This is a genomic window from Streptomyces sp. NPDC001070, from assembly GCF_053598835.1.
Genome location: NZ_JBSFLB010000030.1, coordinates 1 through 17,442 on the forward strand (window position 1 = coordinate 1; position 17,442 = coordinate 17,442).

Annotated in this window: 17 protein-coding genes; 3 read left to right on the forward strand and 14 right to left on the reverse strand. The window is 72.7% G+C overall.

The features are described from left to right. Positions 1-125: 125 nt before the first annotated feature. Positions 126-758 carry a GNAT family N-acetyltransferase gene (locus ACWDAS_RS31120; protein WP_450397673.1) on the reverse strand — a complete coding sequence of 211 codons (633 nt, stop codon included), beginning with the start codon at positions 756-758 and terminating at the stop codon, positions 126-128. Positions 759-851: 93 nt separating this feature from the next. Here ACWDAS_RS31120 and ACWDAS_RS31125 point away from each other — a divergent pair, with 93 nt between their 5' ends. Further along, positions 852-1,349: a peptidylprolyl isomerase gene (locus ACWDAS_RS31125; RefSeq protein WP_450397675.1), complete on the forward strand. Its 498-nt coding sequence runs from the start codon at positions 852-854 to the stop codon at positions 1,347-1,349. A gap of 60 nt (positions 1,350-1,409) precedes the next feature. On the opposite strand, the gene ACWDAS_RS31130 is transcribed toward ACWDAS_RS31125, so the two are convergent. The 11 genes from ACWDAS_RS31130 to ACWDAS_RS31180 all read right to left on the reverse strand — a co-directional run bounded on the left by ACWDAS_RS31130 (position 1,410) and on the right by ACWDAS_RS31180 (position 11,508). Continuing rightward, complete coding sequence (locus tag ACWDAS_RS31130; RefSeq protein WP_450397677.1) at positions 1,410-1,859, reverse strand: phospholipase; 450 nt, start codon at positions 1,857-1,859, stop codon at positions 1,410-1,412. Between the two features lie 275 nt (positions 1,860-2,134). Further along, on the reverse strand, positions 2,135-2,782 hold the full coding sequence (locus ACWDAS_RS31135; protein WP_450397678.1) for a cytochrome b/b6 domain-containing protein: 648 nt from the start codon (positions 2,780-2,782) through the stop codon (positions 2,135-2,137). Next, positions 2,766-3,476 carry a molybdopterin-dependent oxidoreductase gene (locus ACWDAS_RS31140; protein WP_450397679.1) on the reverse strand — a complete coding sequence of 237 codons (711 nt, stop codon included), beginning with the start codon at positions 3,474-3,476 and terminating at the stop codon, positions 2,766-2,768. Before ACWDAS_RS31140 ends, ACWDAS_RS31135 begins: the two co-directional genes overlap by 17 nt. Positions 3,477-3,626: 150 nt before the next feature. Then, positions 3,627-4,808, reverse strand: a complete 1,182-nt coding sequence (locus ACWDAS_RS31145) for a 4-hydroxybenzoate 3-monooxygenase (RefSeq protein WP_450397681.1) — start codon at positions 4,806-4,808, stop codon at positions 3,627-3,629. 8 nt (positions 4,809-4,816) lie between these two features. Further along, on the reverse strand, positions 4,817-5,989 hold the full coding sequence (pcaDC, locus tag ACWDAS_RS31150) for a bifunctional 3-oxoadipate enol-lactonase/4-carboxymuconolactone decarboxylase PcaDC (protein ID WP_450397683.1): 1,173 nt from the start codon (positions 5,987-5,989) through the stop codon (positions 4,817-4,819). A gap of 142 nt (positions 5,990-6,131) precedes the next feature. Further along, positions 6,132-7,541, reverse strand: coding sequence for a 3-carboxy-cis,cis-muconate cycloisomerase (pcaB, locus tag ACWDAS_RS31155; protein ID WP_450397685.1), 1,410 nt, complete (start codon positions 7,539-7,541; stop codon positions 6,132-6,134). Continuing rightward, complete coding sequence (gene pcaG / locus ACWDAS_RS31160; RefSeq protein ID WP_450397687.1) at positions 7,528-8,100, reverse strand: protocatechuate 3,4-dioxygenase subunit alpha; 573 nt, start codon at positions 8,098-8,100, stop codon at positions 7,528-7,530. The genes pcaB and pcaG overlap by 14 nt, the downstream gene beginning before the upstream one ends. After that, positions 8,097-8,879, reverse strand: coding sequence for a protocatechuate 3,4-dioxygenase subunit beta (gene pcaH / locus ACWDAS_RS31165; RefSeq protein WP_450397689.1), 783 nt, complete (start codon positions 8,877-8,879; stop codon positions 8,097-8,099). Before pcaH ends, pcaG begins: the two co-directional genes overlap by 4 nt. Before the next feature lie 12 nt (positions 8,880-8,891). Beyond that, the gene (locus ACWDAS_RS31170; protein ID WP_450397691.1) at positions 8,892-10,085 is read right to left on the reverse strand and encodes a thiolase family protein; all 1,194 of its coding nucleotides are present in this window, start codon (positions 10,083-10,085) and stop codon (positions 8,892-8,894) included. Then, positions 10,082-10,738 (reverse strand): CoA transferase subunit B, encoded by a 657-nt coding sequence (locus ACWDAS_RS31175; protein WP_450397692.1) that lies wholly within the window; start codon positions 10,736-10,738, stop codon positions 10,082-10,084. Before ACWDAS_RS31175 ends, ACWDAS_RS31170 begins: the two co-directional genes overlap by 4 nt. Beyond that, positions 10,738-11,508, reverse strand: a complete 771-nt coding sequence (locus ACWDAS_RS31180) for a CoA transferase subunit A (protein ID WP_450397694.1) — start codon at positions 11,506-11,508, stop codon at positions 10,738-10,740. The genes ACWDAS_RS31175 and ACWDAS_RS31180 overlap by 1 nt, the downstream gene beginning before the upstream one ends. Positions 11,509-11,644: 136 nt before the next feature. On the opposite strand from ACWDAS_RS31180, the gene ACWDAS_RS31185 reads away from it, so the two are divergent. Both ACWDAS_RS31185 and ACWDAS_RS31190 read left to right on the forward strand, forming a co-directional pair. Further along, positions 11,645-13,306 carry an IclR family transcriptional regulator domain-containing protein gene (locus ACWDAS_RS31185; RefSeq protein WP_450397696.1) on the forward strand — a complete coding sequence of 554 codons (1,662 nt, stop codon included), beginning with the start codon at positions 11,645-11,647 and terminating at the stop codon, positions 13,304-13,306. 137 nt (positions 13,307-13,443) lie between these two features. Beyond that, on the forward strand, positions 13,444-15,336 hold the full coding sequence (locus ACWDAS_RS31190; protein WP_450397698.1) for a M48 family metallopeptidase: 1,893 nt from the start codon (positions 13,444-13,446) through the stop codon (positions 15,334-15,336). Here ACWDAS_RS31190 and ACWDAS_RS31195 read toward each other — a convergent pair. Together ACWDAS_RS31195 and ACWDAS_RS31200 are read right to left on the reverse strand one after the other, a co-directional pair. Then, positions 15,328-15,678, reverse strand: a complete 351-nt coding sequence (locus tag ACWDAS_RS31195; RefSeq protein ID WP_450397700.1) for a nitroreductase family protein — start codon at positions 15,676-15,678, stop codon at positions 15,328-15,330. The two genes, ACWDAS_RS31190 and ACWDAS_RS31195, sit on opposite strands and share 9 nt — an antisense overlap. Before the next feature lie 143 nt (positions 15,679-15,821). Next, on the reverse strand, positions 15,822-17,216 hold the full coding sequence (locus tag ACWDAS_RS31200) for a peptidase C39 family protein (RefSeq protein WP_450397702.1): 1,395 nt from the start codon (positions 17,214-17,216) through the stop codon (positions 15,822-15,824). Positions 17,217-17,442: the final 226 nt, after the last annotated feature.

Consider the following 17,442-nt stretch of genomic DNA (forward strand, 5'->3'; position numbering starts at 1 on the left):
CCACGTCCTCGTGGTCGGCGGCGTCGCTGAGCTGCAGGCCGACCAGGGCGGTCACAAGTGGGCCTGGCTCGGGAGCCGGCCCGGCCGTTGTCGGTTCCCGCCGCGGGCACTCCCCGCCGCGGCGATCAGGTGAGCCGGGCCTCCAGGGCCGAACGGACACCGGGCCATTCCTCGCCGAGGATCGAGTAGTAGGCGCTGTCCCGGACGGTGCCGTCGACGGCGAGGGTGTGGGCACGGCGGATGCCCTCGAAGCGGGCACCGATGCGCTCGATCGCCGTGCGGGAACGCGTGTTGCGCGCGTCCGTCTTGAGGGTGACGCGGAGCACACCCCACTCCTCGAACGCGTGGGTGAGCAGCAGCAGCTTCGCCTCGGTGTTGCAGGGGGTGCGCTGCGCGGAGGCGGCGAGCCAGGTACTGCCGATCTCGGCGACCGTGGGCACGGCGCCGACGCGGGCAACGGTGCGGCCCGCGGGCCAGGCGGGGGTGGCCGTCCAGTGATCGAGGTCGAGGAAGCGCGTCGAGCCGACCAGGGTGTCGCGCTGGACCTCCCGTACGACGAAGGGGAGCGACTCCCCTGCCGCCTGGTCCTGAAGGGCCTCCTCGATGTACTGCGCCATCGCGTCGCGGTCGCTCGGCACCCTGGTGAAGGCGTAGGTCTCGCGGGATTCGGCGGCGGCGCGGAGCAGCCCGTCGGTGTGAGCGGCGCTCAGCGGCTCCAGGCGGACGTGCTTGCCTTCCAAGATCACGGGTTCGGGCATGCCCCGGATGGTGGTGCCCCGGCCGGGCGCCCGTCAAGCGCGTTTCCGCGGGGCGCGTCAAGGGTGCGGCGACCTTGATGCGAAAATGGGGGCATGAACAGCAACGACGTGTTCTTCGACATCACGATCGACGGCGAACCCGCCGGACGGATCGTCTTCACCCTCTTCGACGACGTGGTCCCCAAGACCGCGCGGAACTTCCGCGAGCTCGCCACCGGCGAGCACGGCTTCGGCTACGAGGGTTCGCACTTCCACCGCGTGATCCCGGACTTCATGCTCCAGGGCGGTGACTTCACCGCCGGCAACGGCACCGGCGGCAAGAGCATCTACGGTGCGAAGTTCGCCGACGAGAACTTCCAGCTCAAGCACACCAAGCCCGGCCAGCTCTCCATGGCCAACGCGGGCCCGAACACCAACGGCTCGCAGTTCTTCATCACCACGATCGTCACCGACTGGCTCGACGGCAAGCACGTGGTCTTCGGCGAGGTCGTCGAGGGCATGGACGTCGTCAAGAAGATCGAGTCGCTCGGCTCGCGCACCGGCTCCACCAGCGCCCGCGTCGAGATCGCCAAGTCCGGCACGATCGGCTGACCCAGCCCCCGAAGCGGCCCGGCACCGGAACGGCCGGTGCCGGGCCGCTCTGTGCGCGGATCAGCCGAAGGCCTTGACCGCCTGGTAGTAGGTCCAGGCGGTGCTGTTGCAGGCCGTCGCGGTGGCGCCGCTGTAGTTGGCGCAGATGCGCTTGAGGTCCTCGTAGAGGGCGCTGTCGAGGCGGCTCTTGTTGGCGGAGAACGTGCCGGCGGCCTTGTAGTTGCGGTAGCCGAAGTCGTGGCGGGCGCAGGAGTTCTGGAAGGGGAAGCCGAAGGGGTTGTCCGGGGAGCTGCTGCAGTAGTCGGTGGACCAGTCGAAGCCGTAGGCGGCCCAGGCGCCCTGGTTCTGGCGGGCGGACCACCAGGCGTTGTAGCTGGCCGCGCTGGTCTGGGTCCAACTCGACAGCACCTGGGCCTTGTCGGCGGGAGCGGCCTGGGCGGGGACGGTGAAGACGACGGTGGCGACGGCCGCGACCGCGGTGGCGGCGAAGCCGGTGGTGATTCGGCGCATGGGTCTCCAGTCACTGACGGGCGCGTTGTGACGCGCGGGCATGGTGGTGCAACCGGATGCGGAACCGAACTGGTGGTACTGGTGTGCGAAGTCAGGATGGAGCCGCGAGGGTCTATGCGAGTAGATGCCGGTCGGCAAAAATTGCATGAACATGACTACGTGCCGTCGACGGCAATCGTCGACGGCACGTCAAGAGGCCGACACCGTTGTCTGGTTCAGTTCGCCTCGGGCCCGCAGGCCCCCGGCGGGCCGGGCCGAGCGTCCCCGACGAGGCGTCAGGCGGCGGGCGTGCGGGGCCGGTCCTCGGATTCCCCGGACTCCGTGTGCTCCCACCGCGGATGGTGGCGCCGCGCCCATTCCGGCGTGACGAAGCCGGTGCGCATCCCCAGTCGCGCCTCCGGGTCATTGGCCGCCATCCACATGTGGCCCGCGACCACCGCCGCCACCGCGAGGGCGAGCCAGTCGTGGACGAAGGTCGCGCCCGTACGCCACACCACGCTGCTCAGATGGGGGAACATCATCAGCAGTCCGGTGCCGAGCATGACGAGGGCCGCGCCCGCGGCGAAGGACGCATAGAGCTTCTGCCCCGCGTTGAACTTGCCTGCCGCACGCCGGTCGTGGGGCACCCGGCGCAGCGCGTCGCGCAACCAGCCCCAGTCGTACGAGGCGAAGCGGTTGAGCAGTCGCAGGTCGTGCCGGAAGGCGCGGGAGGCGAGGCCGGCGAGAGCGGGCAGCGGCAGGGCGATGCCCGCCCACTCGTGGACGGTGACCACCAGGCGCCTGCGGCCGACGAGTTCGGCGAGCGGCGGCAGGTACAGGGCCGCAGCCGTGAAAAGGCAGACGAGCATGAGCGCGGCCGTGGTGCGGTGCACCCAGCGCTCACTGCGGGTGAACCGGCGCACGGTCTCAGGACGTGGGGTCATCGTGCCGTCCGTTCGAGCGGCCGACCCAGGCGTCGACGTCGTAACCGTAGTTCTCCCAGTAGCCGGGCCGCACGTCCCGGGTGACCTCGATGCCCGACAGCCACTTCGCGGACTTGTAGAAGTACATCGGCGCCACATAGAGCCGGACCGGGCCGCCGTGCGCCGTGGTGACCGGCTTGTCCTGCATCTTCAGGGCGACCAGGACGTCGTCCCTGCGGGCCTGTTCGAGGGTGAGGCTCTCGCTGTAGACCCCGTCGAAACAGGTGAAGCGCACGGCGCCGGCGCCGTCGCGCACCCCCGCGAGGTCGAGGAGGTGGGAGAGCCGCACCCCTTCGAAGGGCGTGCCGGGGACGCGCCATCCGGTCACGCACTGGACATCGCGCACCAGCCGGGTCTGCGGCATGGCCCGCAGGTCGGCGAGGGTGTAGCCGGCCTGCCGGTCGACGAGCCCGGAGACGGTGAGGCGGTAGTCCGTCGCGTCCCGGTGGGGGACGGAGTTCGCCGCGTTGTAGATGCGGAAGCCGCCGCCCCCGGGGAGCAGCCCGCTGAGCCCGGTCGGATCCTTGCCCGCCACCTGTGAGAGCGCCGAGTCCAGCCCGTCCTGCGCGCGGCTGCCGAGCGCCACCCCGAGAGCGCCCAGCCCGAGCATCCCGAGCACCACGCGCCGGCCGACCGGCGTGCCCTTGCCGTCCATACGTCTCACGGTAATCCCATGCGGTGCGGTCACGGACCGCCGGGGCCGCCCCGTAAGCAAGGCGTAATAGGTGCGCGGTCTTGCCCGGGGCACGGGTACCGGGGCCCGCGCACAGGTGGCGGCCGGATACCGCCGGATACCGCCCGAGGCCTAGCCGATCTCCAGGCCCGCGTAGTTCTCGGCCAGTTCGGCCGCCGCGTGCGGTGAGGCGGCGATGCGGTCGAGCTGGGAGATCTGCAGCCGGGTGTCGAAGTCGCTCTGCGCCGGGTCGGTGTGCAGGGTCGTGGTCATGAACCAGGAGAAGTGCTCGGCGCGCCACACCCGGCGCAGGCAGGTGTCGGAGTAGGCGTCGAGGAGGTCGGCGGAGCCGGTCTCCTTCAAGTGGGCGAAGGCCCTGGCCAGCACGATGACATCGGCGGCTGCCAGGTTGAGGCCCTTGGCACCGGTCGGCGGCACGATGTGCGCGGCGTCGCCCGCGAGCAGCAAGCGGCCCCAGCGCATCGGCTCCGTCACGAAGCTGCGCATCGGCAGCACGGCCTTGGAGGTGATCGGCCCGCGCTCCAGCTTCCAGTCGCCGTCGACGGCGAACCGGGCGTCCAGCTCGTCCCAGATCCGCTCGTCGGACCAGCCGGCGGGGTCGGTGCCGTTGGGCACCTGCAGGTACAGCCTGCTGACCTTGGGCGAGCGCATGCTGTGCAGGGCGAAGCCGCGCGGCGAGTGGGCGTAGATCAGCTCATCGCAGGACGGCGGGACGTCGGCGAGGATCCCGAACCACGAGTACGGGTAGACCCGCTCGTACGTCCGCCGGGCGCTCTGCGGGACCGCGTCCCGGGTCACGCCGTGGAAGCCGTCGCAGCCGACGACGTAGTCGCAGGTCAGGGTCTTGTCCTGGCCCTTGTGGCGGTAGCGGACCACCGGACGGTCCGTGTCGGCCCCCTCGACCGCACGCACCTGGGCGCCGAAGAGCAGCGGCGCGCCGTCCTTGAGCTGGAGGGTGATCAGGTCCTTGACGACCTCGGTCTGCGCGTAGACCCACACGCGGCGGCCACCGGTCAGGGCCGGGAAGTCCACGCGGTGGGAGCGGCGGTTCCAGCGCAGTTCGATGCCTTCGTGGACCAGGCCCTCGCGGTCCAGCCGCTCGCCCGCGCCGGACGAGCGCAGCACGTCGACCGTGCCCTGCTCCAGGATCCCGGCGCGCTGACGCTGCTCGACGTAGTCGCGTTCGCGGCTCTCCAGGACGACGCAGTCGATGCCGGAGTTGTGGAGCAGCCGGGCGAGCAGCAGGCCGGCCGGGCCGCCGCCGACGATGCCGACGGTGGTGTGGTGCTGCATGTGTTCTCCTACTCCTCTTCTTCGAGGATGCGGTTCGCGACGGCGAACGCGGCGTTGGCCGCGGGCACGCCGCAGTAGACGGCGGACTGGAGCAGGACCTCCTGGATCTCCTCCCAGGTGAGGCCGTTGTGCCGGGCGGCGCGCACGTGCATCGCCAGCTCCTCGAGGTGACCGCGGGCCACCAGCGCGGTGAGGGTGATGCAGCTGCGGGTCCTGCGGCTGAGGCCCGGCCTGGTCCAGATCTCGCCCCAGGCGTAGCGGGTGATGAAGTCCTGGAAGGGGGCGGTGAAGGCGGTGGTGCGGGCGATCGCCCGGTCGACGTGCGCGTCGCCGAGCACGGCGCGGCGGACGGCCATGCCCTCGGTGTGGCGGGCGCCGTCGTCGGCGGTCGGCTCGGAGGCGAAGTGCTGCAGGAGCGCGGCGAGGACGGGGGCCGGGCGCTCGACGCCCGCCAGGTGCGCGGCGTGCGCGACCTCGGTCAGGCTCGCGCCGGGGATGCCGTCGGCGAGGGCGCGGGCGTCCGCGACCGGGGTCGCGGGGTCCCCGCGGCCCGCGACGACGAGGGTGGGCGCGGTGATCCGGTGCAGGTCGGCGCGTACGTCGTAGGCTGCGAGCGCGTCGCAGAGCGTGGCGTACGCCTCCGGGTCGGCGGCGCGCAGGTCGTCCACGAGAGCGCCGGCGGCCGGGTCGTCGGTGAAGGCGGGGGTGAACCAGCGGCCTGCCGCCGTGTCGGCCACCGGTCCCGTGCCCTTCGCCCTGACCAGGGCGGCGCGTTCCCGCCAGCCGTCCGGTTCGCCGAAGCGGGCGGAGGAGCAGACGATCGCGAGCGCGGTGACCCGTTCCGGGTGGTGGATCGCCAGCCAGGTCCCGACGGCTCCGCCGAGGGAGATGCCGGCGTACGCGAAGCGGTCGGCGCCGAGCGCGTCGGCGAGGGCCAGCACGGAGCGGGCGAGGTCCTCGACCGTGCCGTTCTCCGGGAGCAGCGCGGCGGGGCTGCCGCCGTGACCGGGCAGGTCCCAGCGGATGACGCGGTGGCCGCGTGTGAGGGCGGGGATCTGCGGGTCCCACACGGCGAGCGAGGTGCCCAGGCTGGGACCCAGGATCAGCGGCGGGAGGCCCGCGGCTCCGTCCACCCGGTGATGCGGCAGTCGCGGCCCGGTGGCCTCGTACGGCGTGCTCATGCGGGCTCCTCCCGGATGGTGCCGGTGGCCGTTTGCGGTGTCACGGCACGGTGCGGCCCGGCGACCGGGCAGGTGCCCGGGCGCCCCTGGCCTTCAGACATGGGGTACCCCGATCGGCGGGCGTCCGGACAGGGCGCGGGGGTCACGGCGGCCCTCCCGCGGGGCCGGGGCGGCGCAGGGCTCGGTCGACGAGGACACCGGCGGATCCCGTGTAGCGGGTGGGGTCCGTGAGGTCCCGGAGGCGTTCCTTGGGCAGCAGACCTGCGAGGGCGGGCTCTTCCACGAGGGCGTCGTCGAGGTCGATCCCCTCCTCGACGGCACGTCGGGAGGCCCGGGTGAGGACGGACTCGGCCTCGCCGCGGCCGATCAGGGCGGTGAGGGCCGCGGCGAGACGTTCGGTGACCACGAGGCCCCCGGTCGCCTCGAGGCCGTCGCGCATGCGGTGCGGGTGGACGCGCAGGCCTGCGGCGAGTTCGGCGGCGTCGCGCGCCGCGCCGCCGACGAGGCGCAGGGCCTCGCGCAGGGGCTGCCATTCGGCGTGCCAGGCACCGGCCGGACGTTCGTCCTCGGCGGCGAGCGAGCCGTACAGCACGGAGGCGAGTGCGGGCACCTGGCGGGCCGCGGCGGCGATGAGGGTGGCGCGGACGGGGTTGGCCTTGTGGGGCATGGCGGAGGAACCGCCGCCGGTGCCCTCGCTGACCTCGCCGATCTCGGTGCGGGTCAGCACCAGCACGTCGGCGGCGACCTTGCCCAGCGCGCCCGCCGTGAAGGCGAGGGCCCCGGCCAGGTCGGCGACCGGCGTCCTCAGGGTGTGCCAGGGCAGCACGGGCTCCGCGAGCCCCGTCTCGGCGGCGTAGGCGGCGAGCAGCGGCAGACCGGCCTCGGGAGACGCTCCGCCGGCGCCGTCGGCCTCGGCGAAGGCGTGGAACGCGGCGAGTGTGCCGGCGGCGCCGCCCAGCTGTGCGGGAAGGGCGCTGCGGACGGCTGTGAGGCGGTCGTGGGCGTCGAGGACGAGGGCGCGCCAGCCCGCCGCCTTGAGGCCGAAAGTGGTGGGGACGGCGTGTTGCGTCAGGGTGCGCCCGGCCATCGGCGTGTCGCGGTGCTCGGCGGCGAGCCGCCCGAGCGCGCCGGCCGCGGCGGCGAGGTCGTCCAGGACCGGGTCCAGCGCCCGGGACGCGACGAGCATGGCGGCGGTGTCGAGGATGTCCTGGCTGGTGGCGCCGCGGTGCACAAAGGCGGCGGCGTCGGAGTCCCGCTCCCCCACCGCGGCCGTCAGATCGGCCACGAGCGGGATCACCGGGTTGCCGCCGGATCGCGCGCGCAGCGCGAGGTCGCGCGCGTCGAACCGGCCGGACTCGGCAGCGGCGGCGGTCACCGCGGCCCCCGCGGAGGCGGGCGCCAGCCCGAGCGCGGACTGCGCCCGGGTCAGCGCCGCCTCGGCGTCGAGCATGCCCCGTACGAAGGCCGCGTCGCCGGTCGCCTCCTCGGCGGCCGAGCCGGCCCGGCCCGGGGAGAGCAGGCCGACGTCCGCGGCGGGGTCAGTCGAAGGCAAGGAAGACCGTCTCCTCGTGGACTCCGTCGTACTGGAGGCGGATGTCGAAGCGGTGCACGCGCTCGCCGTCCGCGGCGGCGACCAGCGTGGCGCGCCGTTCCGGCTCCAGCGCGCCGAGCAGGGGATCACCGGGGGCGTCGGTGAGATAGGCCCGGGTGTGCAGGTGGTGCAGGAGGCCTCGGGCGAAGACGATCAGCGACAGATAGGGGACGCCGCCGGGCGGCAGCGTGCGGATCACGTAGTGCCCGTCGGCGTCGGTGGCGATGCGGCCGAAGCCGGTGAAGACCAGGCCGTCGCGCCCGACGACCGCACCGGTGACCGGGTCGCGGCGCAGCGAGCCGGGGGCGCCGTGGCGGGAGCCGTCGGGGCCCGGCTGCCAGACCTCGATGAGCGCGTCGGGGACGGGCTGCCCGGCACCGTCGTAGACCCAGCCGTGGACGGTGACGGTGTCCGGATGCCCGGCGGGGGCGAGGTCGCCGCCCTTGGGGAAGGGCAGCGCGTAGCCGTAGAAGGGACCGACGGTCTGCGACGGGGTGGGGGCGGGTGCCTGCGAGGTCATCGGCCCTCCTCGATCCAGGTGGCGGCCGGGCCGTCGAGGACGATGTCCCAGCGGTAGCCGAGCGACCATTCGGGGGTGGACAGGTCGTGGTCGTACGTCGCCACGAGCCGCTGCCGGGCGGAGTCGTCGGTGACGGACTGGAGGATCGGGTCGTAGGCGAAGAGCGGGTCCCCCGGGAAGTACATCTGGGTGACCAGGCGCTGGGTGAAGGCCGTGCCGAAGAGCGAGAAGTGGATGTGCGCCGGGCGCCAGGCGTTGACGTGGTTCCGCCAGGGGTACGCGCCGGGCTTGACGGTGACGAACTCGTACGTGCCGTCGTCCCCGGTCAGGGTGCGGCCCACGCCCGTGAAGTTGGGGTCGAGCGGGGCGGGGTGGTCGTCGCGCTGGTGCGCGTACCGGCCGGAGGCGTTGGCCTGCCAGATCTCGACGAGCTGACCGCGGACGGGCCGGCCGTCGCGGTCCAGGACGCGCCCGGTCACCTTGATGCGTTCCCCGAGCGGCTCGCCCTGGTGCTGCCGGGTCAGGTCGTGGTCGAGGGCGGTGACGTCGGTGGCGCCGAAGACCGGACCGGACAGTTCGACGGCCTCGGGGTCACCGGCGGCGGCGCCGGCGGCGACCAGCGGGCGCTTGGGGTGCCGCAGCAGGCTGCTGCGGTACGGCGGGTAACTGCGGCTGGGGTGGTCCTCCACCGCGCCGCCGTCGGCGAGGCGCTTGGCGTAGGCCGCGCGCTCGTCGGCGATCTCTGCGGAGATGTCGCCCTGGGTGAGGGGGGTCGTCATGCGCCGAGCCTCCTACCTTTCCATGACCAGGGCGATGCCCTGCCCGACGCCGATGCACAGCGCGGCCAGACCGGTGCCGGAGCCCGCGGCGGCGAGCTGGTGGGCGACGGCACCGGCGATGCGGGCACCGGAGGCGCCGAGCGGGTGGCCGATGGCGATCGCGCCGCCACGCGGGTTGACGATCGAGGGGTCGACCTCGGGCCAGCCTGCGAGGCAGCCGAGGACCTGCGAGGCGTAGGCCTCGTTGAGCTCGAGGGTGGTGAGGTCGCCGAAGCCCTTGCCGGCCTTGGCCAGGGCCTTGCGGACGGCCTCGACGGGGGCGAGGCCGAAGTACTGCGGCTCGATTCCGGTGACGGCGGAGGTGCGGACGCGGGCGAGCGGCTCGCGTCCGGTGGCCTTCAGTCCTTCCTCGTCCACGATGAGCAGGGCCGCGGCACCGTCGTTGAGAGGCGATGCGTTGCCCGCGGTGACCGTGCCGCCCTCCTTGCGGAAGGCCGGCCTGAGGCGGGCGAGCGCCTCCATGGAGGTGTTGTCGCGGATCGTCTCGTCGCGGAGCAGGTCCACGCCGTCGACGGGGACGACCTCGGCGTCGTACAGGCCGTCCTTCCACGCGCGGGCGGCCTTCTCGTGACTGGCGAGGGCGTAGGCGTCCTGCTGCTCGCGGGTGATGCCGTGCCGGTCGGCGATCAGCTCTGCGCTCTCGCCGAGGGGGATGGTCCACTGCGGGTCCATCCTCGGGTTGACCATGCGCCAGCCCAGGGTCGTGGAATACATCTCCTGATGGCCGGCGGGAAAGGCGCGCTCCGGCTTGGGCAGCACCCAGGGGGCGCGGCTCATGGACTCCACACCGCCGGCGATGGCGATGGAGGCGTCGCCGACGGCGACCGCGCGGGCCGCCTGGACCACGGCTTCGAGGCCGGATCCGCAGAGCCGGTTGACGGTGGTGCCGGGCACGGTGACGGGCAGTCCGGCGAGCAGCACGGCCATTCGGGCGACGTCGCGGTTGTCCTCGCCGGCGCCGTTGGCGTCGCCGAAGAAGACGTCGTCGATGCGGGCCGGGTCGAGCTCGGGCGTACGGGCCACGAGCGAGGCCACGACGTGCGCGGCGAGGTCGTCGGGGCGTACCCCGGACAGGGCGCCGCCGTACTTGCCGACCGGGGTACGGACGGCGTCGACGATGTACACATCACGCAGCTGCCCGCTCATCGGGCGCTCCCTTCTGCGGCGACGGCGATGCGCACCGGGGCCGCGGTCTTCTCCAGGATCTCCTCTGCGGTGACGCCGGGGGCGGTCTCCACGAGGACGAGTCCCTCATCGGTGACGTCGAGGACGCCGAGGTCGGTGATGATCCGGTCCACGCAGGCCCGGCCGGTGAGCGGCAGGGTGCACTCCTCGAGGATCTTGGGGCTGCCGTCCTTGGCGGTGTGGGTCATGGTGACCAGGACCCGCCGGGCCCCGTGGACCAGGTCCATGGCGCCGCCGATGCCGGTGACGAGCTTGCCGGGGACTGCCCAGTTGGCGAGGTCGCCGCGGGCGGAGACCTGCATGGCGCCGAGCACGGCGGCGTCGATGTGGCCGCCGCGGATCATCCCGAAGGACAGCGCGGAGTCGAAGAACGCCGCGCCGGGCAGGACTGTGACGGTCTCCTTGCCCGCGTTGATCAGGTCGGGGTCGACCTCCTCCTCGTACGGGAAGGGGCCGGTGCCGAGGATGCCGTTCTCGGATTCGAGGATGACCTCGACGCCCTCGGGGAGGTGGTTGGGGATCAGCGTGGGCAGGCCGATGCCGAGGTTGACGTACTCGCCGTCGCGCAGTTCCAGGGCCGCGCGGGCGGCCATCTCGTCTCGTGTCCAGGCCATCAGGCCTGCACCTCCCTGGCGGTGACGGTACGGAATTCGATCTTCTTGTCGGCGGCCTGCTCGGGGGTGAGCGCCACCACGCGCTGGACGAAGATGCCCGGCAGGTGCACCTGGTCCGGGGCGATCTCGCCGGGCTCGACCAGCTCCTCGACCTCGGCGACGGTGATCCGGCCGGCCATCGCGGCGAGCGGGTTGAAGTTCCGGGAGGACTTGTTGAAGACCAGGTTCCCGTGGCGGTCGCCCTTGGCGGCGCGGACGAGCGCGAAGTCGGTGGTGATGCCGCGTTCCAGGACGTACTCGACGCCGTCGAACTCGCGGACCTCCTTGGGCGGGGAGGCCAGCGCCACGCCGCCGTCGCCGTCGTAGCGCCAGGGCAGCCCGCCCTCGGCGACCTGGGTGCCGACGCCGGCCGGGGTGTAGAAGGCGGGAATGCCGCAGCCGCCGGCGCGCAGGCGTTCGGCGAGGGTGCCCTGCGGGATCAGTTCGAGCTCCAGCTCTCCGGCCAGGTACTGGCGGGCGAACTCCTTGTTGGCCCCGATGTAGCTGCCGGTGACACGGGCGATACGGTGCGCGGCGAGCAGGACCGCGAGGCCCGAGTCGAGGGCGCCGCAGTTGTTGGAGACGACGGCGAGACCACTGGTCCCGGCGTCGTACACGGCCTGGATCAGCGTGTTGGGCACGCCGCTCAGGCCGAAGCCGCCGACCGCCAGCGACGCGCCGTCCTGGACGTCCGCTACGGCCTCAGCGGCCGAGGCGACCACCTTGTCCATCCTGCGCCACCTTCTTGTTCGTCCAGTGAACTTAAGTTCACAATTGCTTGTGCCTGAGTCTGATCCCCGGGCGCCCGCTCTGTCAACGTTCCGGGGCGGTACGGTTTCGACGACCTTTCGCCACGCTGGAGTGCTGATGACACCGCTGACCACCGTCGCCGCTCCCCCGCCGCAGGAGGCCGTCGGCCCCCTGGTCCGGGGGCTCGCCGTGCTGCGCGAGCTCGCGGCGGCCGGCGGCCGGCGCTCGGTCGGGGATCTCGTACGCGCCACCGGCCTGGCGCGGTCCACGGTGGACCGGGTGGTCAGCACGCTCGTCCGCATCGGCTACCTGCGGGTCGAGGGCCGGGACGCCGTCATCGCACCGCGGCTGATGGAGCTCGGCAACGCCTACCTCGCCGCCAGCCGCTTCCCCGACCTGCTGGGACCGCTCGCCGACGCCCTCGCGGACGGCCTGGACGAGTCCGTGTCCATCGCCGTGCCGGACGGCGACGGGATCCGCTTCGTCCACCAGGCGACCCGCCGCCGCGCGATGTCCCTCACCTTCCGCATCGGCGACCCGCTGCCCGCCGAGCGGGGCGCGCCCGGCGCGCTCTTCGCGGGCTGCTGGGACGACGGCGACTGGGAGCGCTGGCGGCGGCGCCGCGCGGAGGACCCGCTGGACACGGCCTTCCCCGCCCTGCCGCGCGGGCACGAGGACGCCGCCGCCTCCTTCGAGGAGCGGGTCGCGGCCTCCCGTGTGCACGGCTGGTCCGCGGACGACCAGCTGATCGAACCGGGGCTGATCGCCGTCGCCGTCCCCGTACGGGACGCGGCCGGCCGGCCGGTGTGCGCGGTCAGCGTGGTCAGCCACACCAGCAGGCACAGCGCCGAGTCGCTGCGCGAGGCCGTGCTGCCCCGGCTCCGTGAGACGGTCGCGGCCATGGAGGAGGCGCTGTCCCGCCCCCCGGTCTCGCCCGCCCCCTCCCCCGCGGGCGCGTCCCCCGCCGCCTGGACGCGGGCCTCCAAACAGGAGCTGGGCCCGGAGTTCGTGGAGTCCCTGGCCCGCGGGCTCGCGGTGCTGACCGCCTTCGGCGAAGGCCGCGCGGAACTCCCGCTCACCGCCGTGGCCGAGGCCACCGGGCTGGCCCGCGCCACCGCACGGCGCTCCCTCATCACCCTGGAGCACCTGGGATACGTCGCCTCCGAGGGACGCCTGTTCCGGCTCACCCCGCACGTGCTGGAGCTCGGCTGCGCCCATCTGTCGCGGCTGACGCTCCCCGAGATCGCCCAGCCCCATCTGACCGAGCTCGTCGAGGCCGTGCACGACTCGGCGTCGATGGCGGTCCTGTCCGGCGAGCACATCCTGTACGTGGCACGCGTCCCCACCGTGCGCATCATGAGCGTCAACATCACGGTCGGCACCCGCTTCCCGGCGTACGCGACCGCCATGGGCCGCGTCCTGCTGGCAGGGCTGCCCGCGCAGGAGCGCGCGGCGCATCTCGCCCGCACGGACTTCACGCAACTGACCCGGCACACCGTCACTGACGCGGAGCGGCTGTCCGGAGTCCTGGACCGGGTCACCGCGGAGGGGCACGCCCTGGTCAGCGAGGAACTGGAGGAGGGCCTGCGCTCCATCGCCGTCCCCGTACGCGACCGCGGCGGCCGGGTGGTCGCCGCGATCAACGTCTCCATGCACGCCAGCCGCCGCTCCGTGGAGCAGTCCCGCTCCGAGTTGCTGCCCGCGCTGCGCGAGGCCGCCGCGCGCATCGGCGAGGACCTGCGCGTGGTGGGCCGCTACGCGCGCGTGGCGGCCGGCTGAGACGGCGCCCGGCGGGCCCTGCCGGCCGGGCCTGTGGACAACTGGCCGGGACCCTCCGCGAGCAGGCATCATCGAGGGACACGGGGGATGCGAGGGGGTGCGCGATGAGCGCTGTGTGGGCTTCGTTACGGGCGCTGTTGGCGATCGTTCTGCTGGCGGGGCTCTACGCGCTGCTGATCGGGTTCGGGCTGGGCGCCGTGGCGTTCACCGTCCTGAAAGTGGGTGGCGCGCGTGCCGGCCGGGAGGGGGTCACCGATGCCTTGACCAGCCTGCAGGTCGTGTTGGCCGCTGTGCTCATACTGGTGGTCATAGGGCAGGTACTGAAGGCCATCAGCAGTCCGATCCCGGTGCGTGCCGAGGCTGTGCCGGTCTCGCGCGAGGACGCCCCCGCGCTCTGGGAAATGGCGACGGGTGTGGCCTGGCAGGCGGGGACCCGGCCACCGGACGTGCTGCTGCTGACCGCGGACACCAATGCCGCGGTGGCCGAGGACGCGCGCATGCTGGGGCTGCTGTCCGGTCAACGCCGGCTCTACCTGGGACTGCCGTTGCTGGCGGCACTGACGCATGCCGAGCTCAGGGCGATCCTCGCCCACGAATTCGGTCACTTCACCGGCCGCCACACGCGCTTCGGGGCCCTGTGCTACCGCATTTCCGCGACCCTCGACACCGCTTTCGACAGGCTGCGGTACGGAACCCGCATCGTCACCGGTCTGCATCTTCTCGTCCGGTACTCGCTGCGGTTGTACGCCGCTGTCTTCCGCCGGCTCACCTTCGCGGCCCGCAGGCGGCAGGAGATCGAGGCGGACCGCACGGCTGCGAGGCTCGCGGGCCGAGAGGTCACAGCCGACGCCCTGCGGGCCATGCACGGGACCGCCGGAGCCTGGCGGCGGTTCACCGCGGAATGGCTCGAACCCTCCGCCCTCGCCGGCATGCATCCGGACCATCCCTACCTGGCGTTCCAGTACCTGCTCGGTGACCTCGGAGTACGGCGGTCGCCCGTGGACACCGGTCCCGCGAGGGCGGGGCGCCACGACTCCCATCCTCCGCTGGGTGTTCGGCTGGACCGGATCGCCAAGCTCGACGTACCGGCCGGTGACGACGACGGGACGGGGGCCCTGCGCCTGCTCCCACGTGACACGGCCAAGGTGATGGAGCAACTGCGGGGATCGGCCTCACAGGTGACCACCATTCCCTGGGAGCGCTGGATCGAGCTCTCCGCGAATCGTGCGGCGGGCACGCGGGCCTGGGAACTCCTGCGTGCCGCGTCCCGCGTGACCGGGCGACGTGACCCGGGGCTGGACACGGTGCTGCGCTTGCTGGCCGACAACGGGCTCGTCCGCCTGGCCGGGGAGTTCGACGGCACCCGCGAGGAACTGGCCGACGCGCTCCACGCGTTGGTGGGCCACACCTTGCTCCGGGAAGGACGGGCTTCGTGGCGCCCGCTCTGGGGCGGCGGCACCCGCCTTGAATGCGAGGGCCTCACGGACGAGGGACTGCGCGTGCTCATCGCCGAGGCGCTCTCGCAGCCGCCCGAACTCGACCGGCTGCGGCTGCACCTCACGCTCCTGGACGTGAACCCGGACCGGTCCGGGCCGCCCGACCCCGCGAATCCGTGGACTGAGGAGGACGAGGTGACGGAGCCCTCGTTCCAGGGGTGGCACTTCACGACCGTGGCCGACCACACCGCCGAGGCGGCCAGGAAGCGTCAGGGCTATGTCGCCCTGGGAATAGCCGGGGCCGGCGTCCTCATCGCCCTCCTCGTCGCGCGCAGCGGGGTCAACGACACAACGAGGCCCCCGATGGGGAACCGTTGCACCGTCGGGTCGAGTGGGGCCCTGTCGTGCGGACCGACGTACCCGCAGCCGACGTACGCCCAACCGACATACCTCCAGCCGACTTACACCTGGCTGGAGAACATGCCCGGTCTGCGGCCGACGGGATTCCCGAGCCGCCTCCTCCCCACCCCTTCGCTCGTGTTGCCCTCCGACCTCCTCAGGGAGCTGGACATAGCGCCCGCGCCCTCACGCTGAACGCAGGGCGACCGGCTCCCCCCACTCCCCGGCGAAGAAGGTCTCCCCGAGGGGGCGCCGATCGCGTGAGGCGACCGCGATCAGTGCCGAGGCATTGCGTGCCCCCTGCTGGTTGAAGCCGATGAGCGTGTCGTGGACGCCCTTGAAGGTGGTGTCGCCCCGCCGTCCGACGAGGAACCGCCAGGGCTGGACGTTGTGCGCGGAGGCGGCCCACCGGGCGGCCTCCGGAAGCGCGGCGAGCCGCGGATCCGTGAGCTCGTGCGCGGCGTCGAAGGACCGAGGACTCCAGCGCTCCGCGAGCGGCGGGTGCACGGGCACGGCGGTGACTGCACTGCGCGACATGACGGGGCTCCTCGTACGGGTGGGCGCGTCGGGACCGGTCGGTCCCGACGCGCTCAGCGAACGGGGTCGCCCCCGGCATTCCCGGTGGCCGCCCGCCCCGCGGGATTTCATGCAGCCGCAACACTGTCCCAGGGACGAGGGATTCAGAGCACCCCGATCCGGTGCAGTGCCCGGTACTGCGGGCCCGAGGGCCGCAGCGGCCAGTACAGGTAGCAGACGCCGCCCGTGCCGCTGCGGAGCTGCCCGTCGGCGGTGTAGCGCTTCGTCCTGAGCCAGATCGACTCGAACTGCGACCGCTTGTAGACGCGCCGCACCGAGGCGTCGTCGCGGCTGGCGGGGTCGTTGGCGATGACGTCGCCGTCGGCGGTGAAGCCGATGACGCACATCAGGTGCCCTGAGGTTCCGTAGCCCGCGCCGTCCAGTTCGGTGGCGAGGAAGGACTGGGACGTTATCACCGGGATGCCGGCTCTGATGAGCCGTTCCACGTCGTTCAGGCTGTGCAGCCGGGTGATGACCGCGACCATCTCGCGGTAGGTGGCGGCGTAGGCGGCGTTGAACGGCCAGTTGCCGCAGCCCTCGTACTGGCTGTCGTAGGTGTAGCGGGCCGCGTGGTCGACCTGGGGGTCGGCGTAGGAGGGGTCGACCCAGGCGAGGTCGGCGGTGCTCGGCTTGCGGCCCCAGTACTCGATGACCATCTGGGAGGACGTGGGACTGCACCAGGCCTCGCCGCCGTTGTCGAACTGCGGGTACTGGCCCTTGTGGATCTCCTGCGAGTAGCGCGGCACGGGCAGTTCGATCCCGCGCCCCACGCCGGGGACGGAGGCCGGCACCGTGAAGCGGTCGGGGATGTCGGAGGCCATGGCGCCGAGTCGCCAGACGGTGGGGGTGACCCGGGAGCCGGGGGTGCGCAGCAGGGTGAGCCGCAGGCGGTACGAGGCGAGCCGCAGGCCCGAGGCGGGGTCGTCGACGGCGAGGGTGTCGGTCCACACACTGCTCTTGCCGTCGCTCTGGTCGTCGACGGAGGTGCGCTTGATGTCGGCGTCGCCGGAGGCCCAGCGGCACATCACGTACCAGGGGGACCGGCTGCCGTCGGTGTACGTGGCGCACAACTCGACCTGGATCCAAGTGCCGGGTGGTGTGCGGGCGTTCCAGGAGGCGACGATCTCGGTCGCCGGGTGCCGCGGGGTGTGCTCGGGGGAGGTCCAGGTAGCGGTCTCCCAGGTCGCGGTGGTCCGGGTGTGCGGGTCGGTGTACTCCAGAGTGCCGGTCGGGCGGAGGATGGCCACGCCGGGGCGCGGGCCGGGGACGACACCGGTGCCGGAGCCCTCCCCGCGGTGCCAGTCGGCCCACCGGGTCCAGGCCCGATAGTCCACGGGAGCCTCGTCGCCTTCGTCGGCGCGGTCCCTGCCGCCGGCTTTCTCGGCCGCGGCGCACTCGTCCGCTCCGGACGCGGCGAAGGCCCGTGGGCCGGTCGTGGCCGCGGCGGCCGCCGCGATGGCGGCGGCCAGCACCGTACGACGCGGTGTCGGTCGTGTCATGGCGGGTGGTCCCCCCTGTCATGGGCATGGAACGACAGGTGCACAACTATCGCCCCACGCGGGCCTTTCGACCAGCACCCCCGGCAAGATCCGGGCATATTCATTGGTCGATACCTCTGACACAGACAAAGGCGGGACCGGGCAACCGTCAAGGATATCCTCACCGTTTCGGCGGAATTCCTCATATTGAACTACCGGAAAAGCATCGAACGGAGTGTCATACGGC

Excerpts from the sequence above, each read along its gene's own strand:
- ACWDAS_RS31120 (WP_450397673.1), bottom strand. The coding sequence starts at position 758 with ATGCCCGAACCCGTGATCTTGGAAGGCAAGCACGTCCGCCTGGAGCCG.
- ACWDAS_RS31125 (WP_450397675.1), top strand. The coding sequence starts at position 852 with ATGAACAGCAACGACGTGTTCTTCGACATCACGATCGACGGCGAACCC.
- ACWDAS_RS31130 (WP_450397677.1), bottom strand. The coding sequence starts at position 1,859 with ATGCGCCGAATCACCACCGGCTTCGCCGCCACCGCGGTCGCGGCCGTC.
- ACWDAS_RS31135 (WP_450397678.1), bottom strand. The coding sequence starts at position 2,782 with ATGACCCCACGTCCTGAGACCGTGCGCCGGTTCACCCGCAGTGAGCGC.
- ACWDAS_RS31140 (WP_450397679.1), bottom strand. The coding sequence starts at position 3,476 with ATGGACGGCAAGGGCACGCCGGTCGGCCGGCGCGTGGTGCTCGGGATG.
- ACWDAS_RS31145 (WP_450397681.1), bottom strand. The coding sequence starts at position 4,808 with ATGCAGCACCACACCACCGTCGGCATCGTCGGCGGCGGCCCGGCCGGC.
- pcaDC (WP_450397683.1), bottom strand. The coding sequence starts at position 5,989 with ATGAGCACGCCGTACGAGGCCACCGGGCCGCGACTGCCGCATCACCGG.
- pcaG (WP_450397687.1), bottom strand. The coding sequence starts at position 8,100 with ATGACCTCGCAGGCACCCGCCCCCACCCCGTCGCAGACCGTCGGTCCC.
- pcaH (WP_450397689.1), bottom strand. The coding sequence starts at position 8,879 with ATGACGACCCCCCTCACCCAGGGCGACATCTCCGCAGAGATCGCCGAC.
- ACWDAS_RS31170 (WP_450397691.1), bottom strand. The coding sequence starts at position 10,085 with ATGAGCGGGCAGCTGCGTGATGTGTACATCGTCGACGCCGTCCGTACC.
- ACWDAS_RS31175 (WP_450397692.1), bottom strand. The coding sequence starts at position 10,738 with ATGGCCTGGACACGAGACGAGATGGCCGCCCGCGCGGCCCTGGAACTG.
- ACWDAS_RS31180 (WP_450397694.1), bottom strand. The coding sequence starts at position 11,508 with ATGGACAAGGTGGTCGCCTCGGCCGCTGAGGCCGTAGCGGACGTCCAG.
- ACWDAS_RS31185 (WP_450397696.1), top strand. The coding sequence starts at position 11,645 with ATGACACCGCTGACCACCGTCGCCGCTCCCCCGCCGCAGGAGGCCGTC.
- ACWDAS_RS31195 (WP_450397700.1), bottom strand. The coding sequence starts at position 15,678 with ATGTCGCGCAGTGCAGTCACCGCCGTGCCCGTGCACCCGCCGCTCGCG.
- ACWDAS_RS31200 (WP_450397702.1), bottom strand. The coding sequence starts at position 17,216 with ATGACACGACCGACACCGCGTCGTACGGTGCTGGCCGCCGCCATCGCG.